Source organism: Formicincola oecophyllae (genome assembly GCF_006542395.2).
Taxonomy (GTDB): domain Bacteria; phylum Pseudomonadota; class Alphaproteobacteria; order Acetobacterales; family Acetobacteraceae; genus Formicincola; species Formicincola oecophyllae.
In genome coordinates this window covers 176532-195408 of sequence record NZ_CP038231.1, presented here as the reverse complement: position 1 = coordinate 195408, position 18877 = coordinate 176532, and the positions used below count along the sequence as shown (strand labels likewise).

General features: G+C 61.7%; 12 protein-coding genes and 1 riboswitch. Of the genes, 11 read left to right on the top strand and 1 reads right to left on the bottom strand.

Annotated features, from left to right (window positions below):
• Positions 1 to 265 precede the first annotated feature (265 nt).
• The 5 genes from E3E12_RS00815 (at position 266) to E3E12_RS00795 (ending at position 8425) form a co-directional block, all read left to right on the top strand.
• A complete protein-coding gene (locus E3E12_RS00815; RefSeq protein WP_168194336.1) occupies positions 266 to 2203 on the top strand; it encodes an ATP-binding cassette domain-containing protein in 1938 nt (645 codons plus the stop codon).
• Between the two features lie 171 nt (positions 2204 to 2374).
• Positions 2375 to 2671, top strand: a complete 297-nt coding sequence (gene rpmB / locus E3E12_RS00810) for a 50S ribosomal protein L28 (protein WP_141442621.1) — start codon at positions 2375 to 2377, stop codon at positions 2669 to 2671.
• 313 nt (positions 2672 to 2984) lie between these two features.
• Positions 2985 to 5090 (top strand): elongation factor G, encoded by a 2106-nt coding sequence (gene fusA / locus E3E12_RS00805; RefSeq protein WP_141442620.1) that lies wholly within the window; start codon positions 2985 to 2987, stop codon positions 5088 to 5090.
• Positions 5091 to 5237: 147 nt separating this feature from the next.
• Positions 5238 to 5356: riboswitch (Fluoride riboswitch) on the top strand.
• Positions 5357 to 5407: 51 nt separating this feature from the next.
• Positions 5408 to 6796 carry a voltage-gated chloride channel family protein gene (locus E3E12_RS00800; RefSeq protein WP_141442619.1) on the top strand — a complete coding sequence of 463 codons (1389 nt, stop codon included), beginning with the start codon at positions 5408 to 5410 and terminating at the stop codon, positions 6794 to 6796.
• A gap of 81 nt (positions 6797 to 6877) precedes the next feature.
• Positions 6878 to 8425 carry a chloride channel protein gene (locus E3E12_RS00795; protein WP_240810525.1) on the top strand — a complete coding sequence of 516 codons (1548 nt, stop codon included), beginning with the start codon at positions 6878 to 6880 and terminating at the stop codon, positions 8423 to 8425.
• A gap of 38 nt (positions 8426 to 8463) precedes the next feature.
• Here E3E12_RS00795 and E3E12_RS00790 read toward each other — a convergent pair whose 3' ends face one another.
• On the bottom strand, positions 8464 to 11274 hold the full coding sequence (locus tag E3E12_RS00790) for a phosphoenolpyruvate carboxylase (RefSeq protein WP_141442618.1): 2811 nt from the start codon (positions 11272 to 11274) through the stop codon (positions 8464 to 8466).
• A 134-nt stretch (positions 11275 to 11408) separates the two neighbouring features.
• Here E3E12_RS00790 and E3E12_RS00785 point away from each other — a divergent pair, with 134 nt between their 5' ends.
• The 6 genes from E3E12_RS00785 (at position 11409) to E3E12_RS00760 (ending at position 18798) form a co-directional block, all read left to right on the top strand.
• Positions 11409 to 13031 carry a DUF445 domain-containing protein gene (locus tag E3E12_RS00785; protein WP_240810524.1) on the top strand — a complete coding sequence of 541 codons (1623 nt, stop codon included), beginning with the start codon at positions 11409 to 11411 and terminating at the stop codon, positions 13029 to 13031.
• 233 nt (positions 13032 to 13264) lie between these two features.
• The gene (locus E3E12_RS00780; RefSeq protein WP_141442617.1) at positions 13265 to 13717 is read left to right on the top strand and encodes an SUF system Fe-S cluster assembly regulator; all 453 of its coding nucleotides are present in this window, start codon (positions 13265 to 13267) and stop codon (positions 13715 to 13717) included.
• On the top strand, positions 13714 to 15294 hold the full coding sequence (gene sufB, locus E3E12_RS00775; RefSeq protein WP_141442616.1) for a Fe-S cluster assembly protein SufB: 1581 nt from the start codon (positions 13714 to 13716) through the stop codon (positions 15292 to 15294). The genes E3E12_RS00780 and sufB overlap by 4 nt, the downstream gene beginning before the upstream one ends.
• Before the next feature lie 80 nt (positions 15295 to 15374).
• A complete protein-coding gene (sufC, locus tag E3E12_RS00770; protein WP_141442615.1) occupies positions 15375 to 16187 on the top strand; it encodes a Fe-S cluster assembly ATPase SufC in 813 nt (270 codons plus the stop codon).
• A complete protein-coding gene (sufD, locus tag E3E12_RS00765; RefSeq protein ID WP_141442614.1) occupies positions 16184 to 17473 on the top strand; it encodes a Fe-S cluster assembly protein SufD in 1290 nt (429 codons plus the stop codon). The genes sufC and sufD overlap by 4 nt, the downstream gene beginning before the upstream one ends.
• 125 nt (positions 17474 to 17598) lie before the next feature.
• Entirely contained in the window at positions 17599 to 18798 is a 1200-nt protein-coding gene (locus tag E3E12_RS00760; RefSeq protein WP_240810644.1) for an aminotransferase class V-fold PLP-dependent enzyme, read from the top strand.
• Positions 18799 to 18877: the final 79 nt, after the last annotated feature.

The following is an 18877-nucleotide window of genomic DNA, read 5'->3' as shown; positions in this document are numbered from 1 at the left end:
ACTTCCTGGCGTGACATGCGCGCAATAGGCCCAGCCCCAGCGGCGCTAAGAGCTTTATGCAACGGGCATAGCAACCCCTATTCAGGCGTTCAGGGGCGTTTTGTCAAAACCAACGCTCCAGGTTGGAGAAAGCAACAAGGCCCGTAACCAGCATGGTGGTTCATTTAGCGTGCCATAGCGCTGAATGGTGGTTGGCTTGCGTGCAGTTGCGGCCAGACCAGGCCAGGGCGCTTGCTCTTGTGACGGGGGGCTTTATCGTGACGGCATGAAATCATCATCTGCGCCAACCACCCCGGCAGACCCCGTTAACGTCCACGTTGATGGTGCCTTGCTGCCATGGCGCCCTTTCCTAGCCCAACTAATGCCCACACCCCGTTGGGCCGTTTGGCTGCGCTTGGCCAGCGCCGCTGCCCTTCTGGCCCTGGAAGGTGCAGCCAGCGTGGCCACGCCCTGGTTCTTCGCAGCCATGGTTGACAAGCTGGGCGCTTACAAAGGGCTACCCCCCCTTGGGGCCCATGGCACGTCCACAAATTTGGCCCTGCACCTCAGTGCCGCCATGGCGGCGCTTTTGTTCCAGTTTGGACTGATGCGTTTCTTGGGCGGCGTGGCTGGCCCCGTACGTGACATGGTCGCTGCCCCCTTACGCGCTGCCCTACGTGAACGCGCAGGCAACATGGCTTTGGCCCATCTGCAACGCTTGGGGGCACGCTACCACGCCAGCCGGCAAACCGGCGCCCTTGTGCGCACGGTGGAACGTGGCGTGGACGCCATCGGCACCCTTCTGGACCTAGCCCTTTCCAATGTCCTGCCCAACATCATCACTTTGCTTCTGACTTTCAGCGTCATCCTGCATGTGTTCAGCCCTTCCTATTTGGCGGCCCTGGTGGCCACGGCGGTGCTGTATGGCCTGGTCAGCCGCGTTTTTACAAAGCTGCGCCTGAAAGCGCGGCGCCTGCGCAACCAGCGCGACAATGCCGTTAGCCACCATTTGGTGGATTGCCTGATGAATGCTGAGACCGTGCGCAGTTTCGGCGCTGAAGACCATGAGCAGGCGCGCCATGGGACTTACAGGGGTGACTTGCGCCAGGCGGAAACACGCTTGCAGCTGCTTGTCAGTGCCTCCCAGGGATGCCGCGCCGCTGTCATCGCGCTCAGCTCCGTGCTACTTTTGGGCCTGGCCTGGCGCGATATCGCGCTGGGGCGCATTGGGGTTGCGCAGTTCGTCTTGGTGGGCACTTACCTGCGCAGCGTCTACAGCGCTGTGGGGGTGCTCAACTATGTCAGCGTGGGCTGGCTGAACGCCCTTGTGGACTTGGAGCGCTACAGGGCCCTTTTGGCGCAGGGGCCTGAAATCATCTTCCCCACCCTTCCTGCCCCTGCCACAACGGCGGCCCTGGCGGGCCATGCTGGCCCTGAAATCCGCTTCGAGCATGTCAGCTTCGCCTATGAAAAGGGGCAGGACGTCCTTGAAGACGTGAGCTTCACCATACCAGCTGGTGTGAAGGCGGCCTTGGTAGGGGAAAGCGGTTCAGGTAAATCCACCATCGCCTGCCTTCTATGCCGCGACTATGACCCTACGGCCGGGCACATCTATATCAATGGGCGTGACATCACGACCCTCACTTTGGGGGAGCTGCGCAACCTTACAGGGGTCGTCAGTCAGGACTGCACCTTGTTTGACGCCACCATGGGCGACAACATCGCTTACGGGCGCCTGGGTAGCACAGCAGCCGAAGTGGCCCAGGCAGCTGAGGAAGCGGCCCTGGGCCCCCTTTTGGCGCGCCTGCCCTTGGGGCTGGAAACGGTGGTGGGCGAACGCGGCGTGAAGCTCTCAGGGGGGGAGCGCCAGCGGCTGGCTGTCGCGCGCGTTCTGTTGCGCCGCCCCCGCCTGCTGATTTTGGATGAAGCCACAAGCGCGCTTGACAGCCACACTGAAGCTGCCATCCAAAAGCGCCTTGACGATTTGGTGCCTTGGGGGGGTGAGGGGCAGCCAGGCGCCAGCCATAACCACCCCACCACAGTGGTGGTCGCCCACAGGCTCAGCACCATAGCCAATGCCTCCCTGGTGCTGGTCATGGACAAGGGGCGCCTTGTGGAGGCAGGCAGTCACAGGGCCCTCCTGGCGCGCCCAGGGTTTTACCACGATCTCTGGGCACGCCAGAACCACGGTCCTAAAGCAGGGTTGGTGAAGGGGGATGAGTGAATCAGCCCAAAAAGGGCGGTTGGCTGCCCCTCCTGACCCCTGAAAAGCGATGCGCCCCTAACCATGGGGGTTGACGGAAGCGGCATCCTCCTACATAAGGCCGCCTTAATCATTGAAATGCGCTGGGCCACATCAAGTCATGCTCAAGCGCCTCAGCACCGAGGAAGTTCTATGTCTCGCCGTTGCCAGGTCACGGGCAAAGGAGTGTTGACGGGCAACAACGTCAGCCATGCCAACAACCGTTCACGCCGCCGTTTTCTCCCCAACCTGCAGGAGGCCAGCCTGCTCTCAGAAATCCTGAGCGCCCCTATCCGCATGAGGGTCTCCACCCAGGGCCTCCGCACCATTGAGCACAATGGCGGTTTGGACGCGTTCTTGCTGGGCACCCCCAACCGCAAGCTGACGCCAGAGGCGCTGGTCATCAAGCGCCGCCTGCAGCGCGCCCAGGCCAAAAGGCAGGCTGCCTGATTGCTCCCATGGCCCTGGCTGAAGCCTTCCTAACGCAGACCCTCTGAGAGGTGCTGTTTTAAGGCGCCCTAGCTAGGACCATGGCCTAGAGCCCTTCATGCCTATGTTGTGTCGCACGTTTTTAGTGGTTCCAGCCCTCCCCAGCAGGGTTGGGGCCGCAGCGTTATTCAGCCCTTTGGGGGTTGGGCCACACCAAGCTATGCACAGGGCCTGCTGGCCGCGCTTCATGCCTAAGCGCCCCTTCATTTCCGCCCGCGCCTGAGAAGGCTCAGGAACCAGGCGGGCCTCACAGCATTTCCCACCGGAGAAACCCGTGTCTGACGCAAGCCTTGACGGCGCGAAATCCGCGCTTTCGAAAATCCGCAACATCGGCATCACCGCCCACATCGATGCCGGCAAGACCACCACGACTGAGCGCATCCTGTACTATACGGGCGTTTCGCACAAAATCGGCGAAGTGCACGATGGCGCCACCACCACAGACTACATGGCCCAGGAGCGTGAGCGCGGCATCACCATCACCTCCGCTGCCGTGACGTGCGAGTGGGACGGCCACCAGATCAACATCATCGACACCCCAGGCCACATCGACTTCAACATCGAGGTGAACCGCTCCCTGCGCGTGCTTGATGGCGCCATCTTCATTATTGAAGGCGTTGCTGGCGTTCAGCCCCAGTCAGAGACCAACTGGCGCCTGGCTGACCGCTACAATGTGCCGCGCATCATCTTCATCAACAAGCTTGACCGCACCGGCGCCAACTTCAAGCGTGCTTTCGACACCTTGAAAGAAAAGCTGGACATCGTTGCCCTGCCCCTGCAGCTTCCTATCGGTGCTGAGGATAACTTCCAGGGCGTTGTCGACTTGGTCGAGATGCGTTCCATCATCTGGGAAGGCGGCGATCTGGGCGCCAAGTTCCACTATGGCGACATCCCCGCTGACATGAAGGAAGCGGCTGAGGAAGCCCGTCAGACCCTCCTCGACACTGCCTTGGCCGTTGATGACGCCGCCATGGAGGAATATTTCGAGAAGGGTGAGGTCAGCACCGACACCCTCAAGCGCTGCATCAAAAAAGGCACCATCAGCGGTGAGTTCCGCCCTGTTCTGTGCGGCACCGCCTTCAAGAACAAAGGTGTGCAGCCCTTGCTAGACGCTGTGCGCGACTACCTCCCCGCCCCTGACGAGGTGGAGGGCATCCGCATTGCGCCGCCTGAGGATGAGGAGGTTGACGAGGACTTCCTGCCGATCGTGCCTGTCGACCCAGAAGGCAAATTCGCTGGCCTGGCCTTCAAGATCATCGCTGACAAGTACGGCACACTGACCTTTGTGCGCGTTTACCGCGGCGTGCTCAACACGGGTGACACCGTGTTGAACACCACCAACGGCACCAAGGAGCGCATTGGCCGCATCTTCAAGATGCACGCTGACAAGCGCCAGGAGGTGAAGTCCGTCCACGCTGGTGACATCGCGGCCTTCGTTGGCCTCAAAGACACCAAGACAGGCGACACCCTGGCTGACCCGGCCGATCCCGTCGTGCTGGAACGCATGCAGTTCCCTGTGCCGGTGATTGACATCTCCGTTGAGCCCAAAACCAAGGATGCGATGGAGAAAATGACCATCGCCCTTCAGAAGCTCACCGCTGAGGATCCTTCCCTGCACCTGCGCACTGACCAGGAGACCGGCCAGACCATCCTTTCAGGTATGGGCGAGCTTCACCTGGACATCATCGTGGACCGCCTGCGCCGTGAATATGGCGTTGATGCAGAAGTTGGCGCCCCCCAGGTGGCCTACCGCGAGACCATCACCCAGCCCCACACGGAGACCTACACCCACAAGAAGCAGTCTGGTGGTTCAGGTCAGTTCGCTGAAGTCACGATCGAGTTCGCCCCTTCCGAGAACAAGGACGAGATCGTGTTCGAGAACAAGATCGTTGGCGGCGCCGTTCCCAAGGAGTACATCCCTGCTGTGGACAAGGGCATCCGCGCCCAATCTACAACGGGTGTCCTGGCTGGCTTTGAGACCGTTGACTTCAAGTTCACGCTGCTGGACGGCAAGTACCATGACGTCGACTCCTCAGCGCTGGCCTTTGAAATCGCCGCCAAAGCCTGCTTCCGCGAAGGCATGAAGAAAGCTGGGCCCGTTATTCTGGAGCCTGTGATGGAGGTGGAGGTCACCACTCCGCAGGATCACGTTGGTGACGTTGTTGGCGACCTCAACCGCCGCCGCGGCATTATCCAGAACCAGGAGAGCGCCGGTTCCACCGCCATCATCCACGCCCAGGTGCCGCTGAAGGAGATGTTTGGCTACATTTCCCACCTGCGTTCCGCTACGAAGGGCCGTGCCAGCTTCACGATGCAGTTCCATCACTATGAGGCTGTGCCGCGCAATGTGGCTGATGAGATCATCGCCGCGCGCGGCTGATGACACCTCTTCAGGGCGCTTGGCTGGCAAAACCAGCCAGGTTGTGACCTGAAATCCAGCCCTGAAAGCCCAAAAGGGCCCTGCCAGCACTGTTTGGCAGGGCCTTTTTGCTGCCTGGCTTGACAGCCCCCTTAACATGGGGCAGTCAAAGGCCCCGGTGATGGATTGCCACCAGTGGCCCTGCCTTGCAGCGTGCCCAAACCGCCTTCAGCCCACCATGTAAACAGCATGGGATTGCTGAAAAGGCTGATGATTCCTGCCTGCAACCATTTGCCAGCCTAGCCCTAGCGCTGACTGCTGCAAGAGGCGGATCATCTATGCCCATATCTTTCCCTACCCTTCCTGCCCTTTCCTCCTCCGCGCCAGCAACGCTGCCAGCGCTGCGCTTCAAGCGGGCCATGCTGTGGGGACTGTTCCTCACGCCTATGGCGGTGATTGTGGGCAGTGCCTGCGCCTGGTTCCTATGGGCGCTCAACACTGTCACGCTGGCGCGCTTTGCCCATCCTTGGCTTCTGTTCCTGCTGCCATTGGGGGGGGTGCTATGCGCCTTGGCCTATCAGCGTTGGGGTGGGAGGGCGGCTGGGGGCAACAACCTCATCCTTGATGAAATCCGCCAGCCTGAACAAGGTGTACCTTTGGTGATGGCACCCCTAGCTTTCATCACCACGGTCGTCAGTCAACTTTTGGGGGCCTCCGTTGGGCGGGAAGGCAGCGCTGTGCAGATGGGCGGTGGCGTGGCAGGCTTTTTCGGCAGGCTTTTCAAGCTTGACCCACGCCAGACCACCATCATGCTTTATGCAGGCGTGGCGGCTGGCTTTGGGTCCGTTTTCGGCACCCCTGTGGCAGGTGCCCTGTTCGCGCTGGAAGTCCCAGCACTGGGGCAGGCCTTTTATGTGGCCCTGCTGCCAGCCCTTTACAGCGCTGTGGTGGCCGACTGGGTGTGCAGGGCTTGGGAACCCGTGCTGCATGTTTCCCACACCACGTACCTGATGACGTTTGGCGTCACCCACCAGGCAGGCAACACCCAGTTCCAGGCCAGCTTACCTTTGCTGCTCAAGGTGGTGGTGGCCGCTGTGGCTTTTGGCCTGGCTGGATGGCTGTTTTCTGAAGGGTTGCGGCGCTTTGGTTCCCTTATGGGCAGGTTGTGCAAGCGCGCTTGGTTGCGCCCTGCCTGGGGCGGGTTGGGCACCATCGCGCTTACGCTGCTTCTGGGCACACCAAATTATCTGGGCCTTGGCGTAGTTTCCCCCCAGCCTGGTGGGGCTTCTATTGTGGATTTCTTCACCAACAGCCATTACCCCTGGAGCTGGCTGCTGAAGATCATTTTCACCGTTCTGGCCTTGGGCAGTGGCTACAAGGGGGGGGAGGTCACCCCCCTGTTCTTCATAGGCTCTGGCTTGGGCAATGCGTTGGCGCCGTTGCTGGACGCCCCCACAGACCTGCTGGCTAGCGTGGGGTTCATGGCTGTGTTCGCGGCTGCCTCCAACACCCCTTTGGCCTGCACCATCATGGCTGTGGAGCTGTTTGGCAGCGGCAACCTGGTTTACGATGCCGTTGGCTGCGTGGTGGCCTATCTGGTTTCAGGGCACACAGGTATTTATTTGGCGCAACGGGTGGACGTGCCCAAATTCTGGCATGCTGCCCCCAACGCCCTGCGCCCTGGGGAGCGCCTGCGTGATTATCTGAACCGTTCCAGCCAAGGCTGACAAGCACCTTTGCGTTGCATGGTGGCCACAAAACGTCTTTCTGGCTTTCCAGCTAAGCGGCCTGCATGGCATAGCAGCCCCATGGCCGCACCCCATGCCCCTGAAACGAACCCGCCACCTTCCCCAGAGCCCCCTAGCCCAACACAAACTAGCGCTGCCGCCCACCAAGCCAGCAGCATGGCCGTCACCACATGGTTGCGTTGGATTGGCGCTGGTCTGAGCAATGACCTGAAGCGTTCCCGCCACCTTGTATCGCGCTTTGCGGGTTGGGCGCTGGTGCTGGCCCCCCTGGCTGTGGCCACAGGGGTGCTGGGGGCCTTGTTCCTGCAAACACTGAAGTGCGTCACCCTGTGGCGTTTCCACCATGGCTGGATCCTGTGGGGGCTTCCTGTGGCTGGCGTGGCTGTGGCCCTGGCCTACCGCTTTGTGACGGGGCTGTTCCAGCAGCGCGGCCGCACGGGCGCCCCTGCCCCCTTTAAGGCTTTTGGTGATGGCGCGCCCCTGGTGATGGTGCCTATGGCTTTTGGGGCCGCCACGATCAGTCACCTTTTTGGGGCATCAGTCGGCCGTGAGGGAACAGCGCTGCAAATGGCCGGTGGCTTGGCTGATGGCCTGGCGCGGCTGTGCCGCATGGATGCCAGGCGCCGTAAGCTCATCATCCTTTCTGGTGTTTCCGCAGGGTTTGGGGCGGTTTTCGGCACGCCTGTGGCAGGCACCCTGTTTGGGCTTGAGGTGACGGCCTTGGGGGAGATGGGCTATGGCGCCTTGCTTCCCTGCGCCTTCACGGCCCTGGTGGCAGACCAGACGTGCCGTGTTACCAGCGCTTACATCGGTTTTGAACGCCTAGACGGCCATATGAGCTTCCAGCCCTTTTACAGTGGTCATTGGGCTTTCACGGGGCCGGACCCGTGGCTGATGGCCAAGGTAGGCGTGGCGGGGTTGGCCTTTGGCGTGGTCAGCCGTCTTTACGCTGGTGGTATCAGGCAGGCGCGTGCGCTTTCAGCACGCCTGTGCGCTGTACAGTGGCTGCGCCCAGCTTTGGGTGGGGTGGCCACGCTGGCGCTGGTATGGCTGTGCGGCAGTGATGATTTTCTGGGGTTGGGTATTGTGGCGCCCCAGCCCCATGGCGCCAGCGTGGTGAATTTCTTTGGCCAGCACCACTACGCCTGGGCCTGGGCGTGGAAGCTGCTGTTTACCCTGGTGGCGCTTGGTTGTGGCTTCAGGGGAGGTGAGGTCACACCCATGTTCTTTATCGGGGCTGGGTTGGGCAATGCCTTGGCACCCTGGCTGGGCGCCCCCACGCCGCTCCTGGCGGCGGCTGGGTTTGCGGCCGTTTTCGCTGGCGCTGCCAACACTCCTCTGACCTGCACTGTGATGGCGGCTGAGATTTTCGGCTCCGCCAACCTGGCCTATTACGCCATGGCCTGTATCATCGCCTATGCTGTTTCAGGCCATGATGGGCTTTATGGCTTCCAACGCGTGATGACGCCCAAATATTGGTATGAGGAATTCGCCGCCGGCCTAACGGTGGAGGAGCTGCGCGCACGCCAGCAGCGCGCCCACCATGGCCTGGCCCGCTACGGCAAAGCTTTGCTGCGCCACAACAAGGGGCGCTGGATAAGGTTCTGACCCTACCCTAGCCCATCCTTGTTGTGCGGCTTGCGCCCTCAGCCAAAGGCGTGGTTGGCATGTTGGATGGCGATGCCCACCTCCCGCAGAAGTTCAAAGCAACGCCGCAAAGGCCTGAACAGCTGCTCATGCTCACGCGCAAAACCTTGGGCGGCGGCGCTACCGCCTTCCTCCCCAAAATCAAGATCGGCGATGCTCGGGGCCTCAATGGGGAACAGGTCATCCAGCAGCGTCAAGGCGCGTGGCACGTCAAGGCACATGATGAGCGTGCTAATGGCGTCACGCGTCAAGGTGCCGCGCGGCCCAAAATAGGGGATGCGCGTTGAGAGCAGCCAGATGCGCTCCAGAAGGGCAAAGCGGATGGCATGAAGGAGTTTTTCCTCCCCTGCCATGCCCTCGGCCTCTGGCCAGATGTCTTTGAGGGCGATGTTCTCACGCTGCAAGCTGCGGAACATGGGCGGCAGGCTTTTCCAGAACTGCAGTCCTTCCAACGTGTGCGCAATGGCCAGAAAGGCGCGCTGGCGCTCCCCCTCCTTGGCGCGGCCTGCCCTGTCCAGCCAATTGCCAGGGTCAAGCCTGCGCAATGTGCCGCGCAGCACCTCAATGTCTGAGTGGCGGCAGGCCTGGCGGGCAAAGTCCATCATCTGCCTGAAGCGTGGTGATTCACGGCGCAGTTTCTCAAAGATTTCCGGGTGACGCTGCGCTGCCCCGCCCAAACCATGCAGGAGAGTCGCCCACCAACCCAGCTGCATGAGGATGGCGTTATTGGGAATCGCCCTGATCTGGCTGGGGTGGGTGATACGCGTGACGGTGGCGCTGTCTGTTTGGCGCGCTGCAGGGCGCGATCCTGTTTTGTCGATCAAGGCGGGGCCAAAGGCACTGAGCAGGGCTGTGTAGCCTGGGTCGTCCACTAGTTCCGCCATTTTGATGGCGATGGTGGAGAAGAAGTCCACACCGAAATCAGGCCGTTCATAAAGGGGGTCTGGCTGGTGGGGGGCATGGCCGCTCTCAAGCCCTTTCAGGCTTTCGGCTGCGAATTCAGCCATGGTGGCGATGGTGGATGCCGCCAGTTCAGGGGCGCCGAACAAGGTATAGCCATCTCCTCCCTGGAAGGCGGTCTCAACGCGCGCTGGCATACGGGCCTTGGCCAGGGCCTGGCGCGTGTGGGCGGGGGAGAAGTAGTTCAGCCGCTGCCGCATGGAATAGGGGTGAGCGCCCCGGCCAATGCTTTCACCGTGGGTGTCGAACATCAGGAGGGTGACATCCTCCAGACCATGTTCTTTAAGCAGCGCCAGGGCGCGCAGGCGCAGGCGCTCAATCAAAGTGCCTGCCGCAAGCTGGCCGATATAACGCCCTGAATCAGAATAGCCGAACTGCAGCGAAAGGCGCCCATTGGCTCGCAGGTAATCGCGCCAATGCTTGGAGCGGAAAGCCTCCTCCAAGATGGTTTCGCCATTTTCCAAGGCGTATTCAGTCTCAAACAACGGGGAGATGTCCAGTTGGCGCGGTTTGATGCCAAAGCAGCGCGCCAGCCACAAAGCGGCCAGAAGGGTATAGCCACTTTCCGTTTCAGCAATGAGGAAGCGGATGGGCGCGCCACTGTCGATGTGCTTGAGGATCTGCGCCATGGTCATCATCAGGCGTGCTGCCGCGCTGGGTTCAATCAGCAAAGCGCCGAAATCCACTGGCAGGTGTTCCTGCTTGTCCATGGCCTCGTCAATACGGGCAATCAGCACGCGGCGCTGCGCCTGCAGGGCCGGGTCGTCCGTCAAGCCCAGGCGCGTGCGCACCACATTGTAGATTTGCGCAGCGTTGAGGCGGGTGTGAATCTGCGCCAGCCCCAGGCCATGGGCGAAAAAACCCGCCCGCTGCACCTCAAGCGCCAGCGCACCCTCTGTGTCGCCGCGCGCTAAGAGGTCAGCACGGGCTGACTTGAACAAGGGGTCGAGGGAGGATGCATCCAGCAACGCGTCTTCACGCAGTTCTATCAGGCGGCGGGCAAAGCGGGCCACCACCTCTGGCTCAGGCTTGCGACCGCCATTGTTGGGAGGGCAGGCAGCGCGCTGCACCTCTGTCGCGGCTAGGGCGGTGGCCACGCGCAAGGTGAGGGGAGCACCCTCCATACCGCTAAGGGCGCCCAGGTTGCGCAAAAGGCGCCGCAATTGGGCGATTTTCATATCCAGGCGGATGCGGATGGTATCCCACCAGCCGATGTCATTGCGCCCGTCTGTGTCAAACCCCACCCAACTGGCCATTAGCACTGGTGCTGGGGCCAATTCAGCGTCAGGCCAACGCTTGCGCGCTTCCGTGATGATGTGACTTGCCAAGGCGTCTAGGGCGTCACGCCCCCTGCTGATGGCGGCTAGGGCTAGGGCCAGTTCCTCAGGCAGGGTGGGGGGGTGGGCGCGGCGGTGCGTTGGAAGGTGGGGTACCTCCGTTTCCGGGTGGGCTGCCTTGCGTGCCAGAAGATCGTAAACCTGGTCTGACAGGGCAAAGGTGGGGTGGGCTGTGAACACACCTGCAATCAAGGGAGTGGCGAGGGCAGCCGGGTTGGGGGCAGCTGCCACAATGGCCTTGGCGGCTTCAGCCAGGCGGTGCTCTGGTTGCTGGTCCGTACCATCCCCAAGACCAACGTAGCGGCGCAAGGCGCTGGCGCGTTCTTCAAAGTTCTGGTCACGCAAAGCGCGCACCATGGCCTCCAGCTTGTCCATGCCGCCTGGAACTGTGCTTTTTTCCCGCAGCTCTATAATAATGTCGTCAAAGGCATCAGGTGCGGCGCGGTAGTCAGCATTCAACACTGAGGCATAATCCCCCGCTGACCGAAGGGGCGCTGAAGGAATGTCAGTCATGGTGGCTAAACTTTCACAGTCGAAGTCATGGGGCACGGTGGCGGTCCTGCCAGAAGGTTGGCCCGTGCCAGCCAGCCTTTGGTGGACGGCCCTTTGGGCAGGGGAATCTAAGAATGGTTGAGGAAGAATGTTCCATGAACCCTGCCCAAAGGCAACCAGCGCGCCAAGCAGAAGGGCAAGCAGGGACTGCACCCCCCCCAGGGGCCGCAATAGGCGCTGAAGACAACGGTACCTCCCAAGCTATGCAAGGCGCCCACCCTGCTAGTCCTGCTGCAGGGGGAGATGGCGTGCTTTCAACCGCCCCCCTTGCCAGCGACTCTTCTGGCAGCCCTGCGCCCTTGGCCCGGCCTGAACAGGACTTGAAGGCCCCAAGTGGCTTTCTGAAGCTTTCAGCCCGCGCTGATGCTGACAAGGCGCCACACATCACACCAGAAGCCCCCAAGGCAGGCGCCACCACCCCTGGCGGGGCGGAGCTGGCTGATCAACGCCAGCACCAGCACGAATCCCATAAAAAACGCCGCCGTGGCGCAGCCCTGGCCACAGGGCTTCTCATCACCATGGCGGGGCTGGCCACCACAGCCGCCCTGCCAGTGTGGGTCAGGTGGTGGGGGCACCCTTGGTGGCTGGACATGATTAGGGCTGGTACGCAAGCGGGCGTTGTGGGTGGCCTTGCTGACTGGTTCGCGGTCACCGCCCTGTTCAGGCACCCCATGGGGCTGCCCATTCCCCACACGGCTATCCTGCCAGCGCGCAAAAAGCAGATCGGCGAAGGGCTTGGGCGCTTCGTGGCAGAGCAATTCTTCACAGACGCAGACGTCAGCCGCGTTTTGGCCAAGGTGGATTTTGCCCGCCTTCTGGCGCGCGCCCTCAGCACGCCTGAAACTGCCCAGGCCCTCAACCAGCGCCTGCGTGGCGCCATTCCTGGCGTCTTGGCCAAGCTTAATGGGGAGGAGGGGGCGCGCACGGTCAGCAATGTGATGGAAGGGCTGCTGCAGGGCGCCGACCTCACCCCAGCTGTGGTGCGCGGCTTGAAGGCCATGGTGGCGGGCGATGTCCACCAGGAGGTCTTCTCCTTTTTCCTGGCGCAGTTCCGCGACCTTGTGATGACGCGTGAAACGGAGCTGCGGGACTTCGTTGCCAAGCGCGTGCGCGAACAGGGTGGGCGCCTGGTGGGGTGGGCTTTGGGCAGCGCTGTAGCTGACCAGGTCCTGGGTGCGCTCAAAATGGAGCTTGAGCGCGTGGACCCTATGGATTCGGACCTGCGCCATGGCTTCACCCGTTGGATTAGGGGCAAGGTGGATAGCATGGAGGCGGAGCCAGAACGGGCCGATGCCATGATGAAAGCTGTGCGCGGTTTTGTAGGCCATGACAGCTTGCGTGAATGGGGGGGTGAACTGTGGAAGCGCCTGCAAAGCCGTGCGGTGGCTGATTCTGGGCGTGATGATGGTTGGACTGCCCAGGTGTTTGACAGTTTCATTAAGCAGTTCGCTGAGACGCTCGACACTAACCGCGCTGTGGATGAAGGCATTAACAGCGCTGTGCGCCAAGGTTTGCTGCGCATGTTGCCTGCAGCGCGCGCGGAAATCGCTCGCTTTATCCCCCAAGTGGTGGAGCGCTGGGATGGGCCTGGCCTTTCAGAACGCCTGGAAAGGGGGGTGGGGCAGGACCTTGCCTTTATCCGCATCAACGGCACAGTGGTGGGACTTTTGGCTGGTGCCTTGCTGGAGGGCGTTTTCATGCTGTGCTTTGGCAGTTGAGGGCTGCGGGTGGAAGATGCGCACCTTGGCCGCTCTACGCAGGGCCTGACAAAATGGGCGTCTTTTCATGAAATGAGGCTTGACGACGCAAGGGGGTTGGAGGCACTTAAAAGGACTGCTTGGGTCTTGTATCTTTGGACAGGGCCATGCGTCACGCCTGGGCGCAGGTGCAAACAACCAAGGACGCTGGTGCGCCAAAGCGCCGCTAGCTGACGAACAGGGAATCTGGCCTTTTGCTGAGACTGTCCAAACTTGCTGATTACGCTGCCGCCATCCTGGTGCGGTTGGGCCGTCATGGTGAATTGGTCGCCGCTGGCGTCTTAGCCGCTGAAACAGGCATGCCTGAGCCAACAGTCGCCAAGCTGCTCAAAATACTGGCTGGCGCTGGCCTGGTGGTTTCGCTGCGCGGCGCACGCGGTGGCTACCGCATTGCCCGCCCCCTTGAAGACATCAGCGTTGCTGCGCTCATAGAGGCCATTGACGGTCCCATCGCCGTGGTGGCCTGCTGTGATGGCGCCCTCTGCGCGCGCGGCCTCACCTGCGGCATGTACGGGCGCTGGGACGTTGTCAACAATACCATCAGGCAAAGCCTGAGCCGCATCACCTTGGCTGACATGGCCACTGGAGAGCCAGCCAACCCACCCCAGCTTGCAACACCACCCACACCAGGGGAGAGCCTTTCATGACCAGGAAACCAGCGCAGGGCGATTCAGGGCCTTCAGGCCAGGATGTTGAATCCCTGGTGGGGGATGGCGGCTACAAATGGGGTTTTGAGACTGACATCCCCATGGACATCGCCCCCAAAGGCCTCAACGAGGGGATCATTCGCTTTATCTCAGCGCGCAAAGGGGAGCCTGAATGGATGCTGAACTGGCGCCTGAAGGCCTACCAGACATGGCTTGGCATGAAGGAACCGCACTGGGCGCACCTTAATATCCCCCCCATTGATTTCCAGGACGCCCACTACTTCGCCCAACCCAAAAAGGCAGGGACAGGGCCAAAATCCCTTGACGAAGTCGACCCGGAACTGCTGCGCACCTATGAGAAGCTCGGCATCCCCCTTCATGAGCGCGAGATCCTCGCTGGCGTGGAAGGAGCAGCGGAACGCCAAGCGGCGGAGAAAGCTGCCAGCCTGGGCGGGAAGGGGGGACAAGGCGCTAGCGAAGGCAGCGCAGCCCCGCAGCGCAAAGTGGCTGTGGACGCCGTGTTTGACAGCGTCTCAGTCGCCACCACCTTCCGCAAGGAGCTGGAGAGGGCAGGGGTAATTTTCTGCCCCATGTCAGAGGCCATTATCAAATACCCTGACCTCATCAAGAAATACATGGGCAGCGTTGTGCCTGTGGGGGATAACTTCTTCTCCGCCCTCAACGCGGCTGTGTTTACGGACGGCACGTTCGTCTACGTGCCTGAGGGGGTGCGCTGCCCCATGGAGCTCTCCACCTATTTCCGCATCAACGCCCGCAATACGGGGCAGTTTGAGCGCACGCTCATTATTTGCTGCGACCGCGCCTCCGTCTCCTACTTGGAAGGGTGCACGGCGCCGCAGCGTGATGAGAACCAGCTCCACGCAGCCGTGGTGGAGCTGGTCGCCATGGAGGACGCCAGCATCAAGTACTCCACTGTGCAGAACTGGTACCCAGGCGATGCTGAAGGGCGTGGTGGTGTCTACAATTTCGTGACCAAGCGTGGCCTGTGCAAAGGCGCGCGCGCGCGCATCTCCTGGACGCAGGTGGAGACGGGCTCCGCCATCACTTGGAAGTACCCCTCCTGCATCCTGGCAGGCGAGGGGGCAGTGGGGGAGTTCTACTCCGTTGCGGTGACCAACAACCACCAGCAGGCCGACACAGGCACCAAGATGATCCACCTGGCCCCCAACACGCGCTCCACCATCATCGCCAAGACCATTTCCGCAGGCCATTCTGACAGTACCTACAGGGGCTTGGTGAAAATGATGCCGCGCGCGCGGCGGGCACGTAACTTCACCCAGTGCGACAGCCTGCTTATCGGGGGGGAATGCGGCGCGCACACGGCCCCCTACATCGAAAGTCGCTCCATGACGGGCCACATCGAGCATGAGGCCACAACATCCAAAATTTCAGATGACCAGCTTTTCTACTGCCGCTCACGCGGGTTTTCAGAGGAGGAGGCTGTGGGGATGCTCGTTAACGGTTTTTGCCGTGACGTCCTCCATGAACTGCCTATGGAATTCGCCGTTGAAGCGCAGAAACTCCTTCAAGTCAGTTTGGAGGGCAGCGTAGGCTGAGCCAGAGCCCCGACCTGCCTTTGACTTCCCGCCGCTGATTGGCCGCAGCACCCCCTGCCCACGCTTTCAGGATCACAGCCATGACCACCCATAAGCCTGCTGAAACCAGCCGCCCTCTCCTGGCCGTCCATGACCTTCACGCCCGCATTGAGGCGGACGGCGCGCACAAGGACATCCTCAAAGGGCTTTCCCTTGAAGTCCCCGCTGGCGAGGTCCACGCCATCATGGGGCCTAATGGCTGCGGCAAGTCCACACTCTCCAACGTTTTGGCTGGCCAGCCCCGCTATGAGGTCACCTCAGGCCAGGCTGCTCTGCGGGGCGAGGACCTGCTGGCCATGCCCCCTGAGGAACGCGCCGCCAAAGGGGTTTTTCTGGCCTTTCAAAACCCGGTGGAGCTGCCTGGCGTTAACAATGCCACCTTCCTGCGCACTGCAGTCAACGCCGTGCGCCGCGCCAGGGGGGAGGGGGAGCTTGCCCCGGTGGCGTTCCTTAAGGCTGCGCGGGCGGAGATGAAGGCGCTTTCCTTCCCTGAGGACATGCTCAAGCGGGCGGTCAATGTGGGCTTCTCTGGCGGTGAGAAAAAACGCAATGACATCCTGCAAATGAAAATGCTCAACCCCTCCTTAGCCATTCTTGATGAAATGGACAGTGGACTGGACATCGATGCCCTGCGCATTGTGGCGCAAGGCGTCAACGCGTTGCGCGGGCCTGGCTTCTCCGCCCTCATTATCACCCATCACCAGAAACTGCTTGATTATATCGTGCCTGACCGCGTCCACGTCATGGCGGGGGGGCGCATCATCCATTCTGGTGGGCCTGAGGTTTCCCGGCAGCTTGAGCGTGAAGGCTACAGCCACTTCCTGGAGAAGCACGCTGAGGAGCAGCGCTCATGAGCGGCCCCACAGCTGAAACCACAACGCAGCCCAAGGGTGGCTTGGAAGGCGCTATGCCTGCCATGGCGGCTTTTAGGGCGCGCGCAGGCCAGGCAGCCCCCCTGCTGGGGGAGGCCTTGCCCACACGCAAACAGGAAGCCTGGCACTACACGTCACTGCTGCCTGTGGCGCAGGTGCCGTGGCAGCAGGCGCCTGCCCTGAGCCTGGAAGCTGCCAGCGCGCTCCTTGGGTCCATCACCCTGCCGCCTGGGCTGGCTGGGCAGGTTGTTCTGGCCAATGGTCACTTGGTGGAGGACCTTACCAAATTGCCGGCCGGCGTCACCCTGGAAGTGAGGGCTGCGGACACCAGCCTGAACCAGGGCTTTGAAGGCACTGAAGGCCCTAAAGGTGCGCCCGCCGCTTTGCAGGATGGCAGCGCCTTTACCGACAACCTCAACAAGGCCCTGTGCGGCCAGGTGCTGCGCCTGCGCGTTGCCAAAGGTATGGAAGTTGGAACGCTGGCGCTGGTCATGCTTCATGAAGCTTGCGGCAGCGCGCCCCTCTCCACCCATGAGCGCCTGGAGCTTCATTTGGAGGAGGGCTCTACCCTTCGCTTGGTAGAGGTCCAGCAAAGCCAGGGAATATGCCTGGCCAACCCTTGCCTCCACCTGGATGTAGCTTCCCATGCCCGACTTGATTACGCGCGCCTGCACAGGGAGGGTGAAGGGGGCTTCCACCTGGCCCATTTGAGCGCTGAACTTCACAGCCACGCCACCCTTCACGCTATTGCCATCACTAGGGGTGCCGCCTTGGCACGCTTGGAAAGCGTGGTCAGGCTTGGGGGGCCACATGCCTTTGTGCATCTTGATGGCGTTCAGGTCTTGGAGGGGGGGCGTTTTGCCGACTTCACCTCTGACATCCGCCACCAAAGCCCAGACTGCCGTTCGCGCCAGCTTGTGCGCACTGTGGCTGATGACCAAGGTCATGGCGTGTTCCAAGGGCGGGTGTATGTTGCCCGTGGGGCTGACGGCACAGATGGCGCGCAGATGAACCAGGCCTTGCTGATGTCTGAAAAAGCATGGGTGGACAGCAAGCCAGCGCTTGAAATCTATGCGGATGATGTATCCTGCAGCCATGGCGCCGCCATAGGCGCGCTTGATGAAGACCAACTGTTCTACCTCAGGGCACGTGGCATTCCAGAGCCAAAGGCCCGCGCCATGCTGGTGCGCGCCTTCCTGGAGGACGCCTTAGAGGGCACAGCGGACGAAACGCTGCGCAACTGGCTGCAGGAGAGCTGCTTCCCATGACTGCTGAACCAACTGCTGAAACCAACTTCACCGCCCCTGACGCCGCCTTGGCTGGGCAGAAAGTGCCCTTGCCTGGCCACCACGGCCATGAGGGGCGCCCTTACGACCCTGCCAAGGTGGAGGGGGTGCGCGCCCAGTTCCCCATCCTGCAGGAGAAGGTCAACGGCCAGCCCTTGGTCTTTCTGGACAGCGCCGCCTCCGCCCAGAAGCCAGACATGGTCATCGATGCCATGGGAGAGGCTGCGCGCCATTGCTACGCCAACATCCACCGTGGCCTGCACAGCATGAGCGAACGCACCACAGCCGCTTACGAAGGGGTGCGGCGCGATGTTGCGCGTTTCATCAACGCGCCTGACGCGCGCTCAGTGGTGTTCACTGCCAACAGCACCGCCGCCATGAACCTGTTGGCCCACAGCTATGGCGCCACCATGGCGCCGGGGCAAGCCATCTTGATTTCAGAGCTGGAGCACCACGCCAACATCGTGCCTTGGCAGATGCTGCGTGACCGCACTGGCCTGGAGCTGCGTGTCTGCCCCATCACCCCTGAAGGCGACCTGGACCTGGACGCTTACAGGAAACTGCTGGCTGACGGGCGCGTTGATTTGGTCAGCATCACCCACATGTCCAACGTGCTGGGCACCGTCACCCCTGTGGGGGTCTTAGCTACTATGGCCCATGAGGCCGGCGCGCGCATCCATATTGACGCGTCACAATCCATTGTCCACCAACCACTGGACGTCCAGGCATTGGATGTGGACTTCATGTCCTTTACAGGCCACAAGCTCTATGGCCCCACAGGGGTGGGCGTTCTGTGGGGGCGGTACGACCTCATGCAGGCGCTCCCGCCCTTCATGGGGGGTGGTGACATGATCCGCTCCGTTAGTTTTGAGCGCAGCACATGGGCTGACACCCCCCACCGTTTTGAGGCCGGCACAGGCCCCATCCTGGAGGTCATCGGGTTGGGTGCCGCCATTCGCTTTGTGGAATCCATCGGCATGGACTGGATCCACCAGCATGACCAGGCCTTGGTGCGCCACGCCCAGAACGTCCTTGGCAACCTGAAGGGCGTCCAGCTGCTGGGCCAGCCCAAGGAACGTGGTGGTGTTGTGTCCTTCACCATGGAAGGGGCGCATCCCCACGACCTGGCCGTTCTGCTGGACCAGCAAGGCATCGCCATCCGGGCCGGCCAGCACTGCGCTGAGCCACTGGTGCATAAATTGGGGCTGCAGGGCACGGCGCGGGCAAGCTTTGGCGCCTACACCACCCCTGCTGAAATTGACGCCCTTGGACGTGGCCTTGAACGCGCCCATGATTTGCTGAATTGAAAGGCCCCACCATGACAGACCCTACACCGCTTGGCCCATCATCCACCCCTGGGAATGGTGGCAACCCCCCTTCACCAGA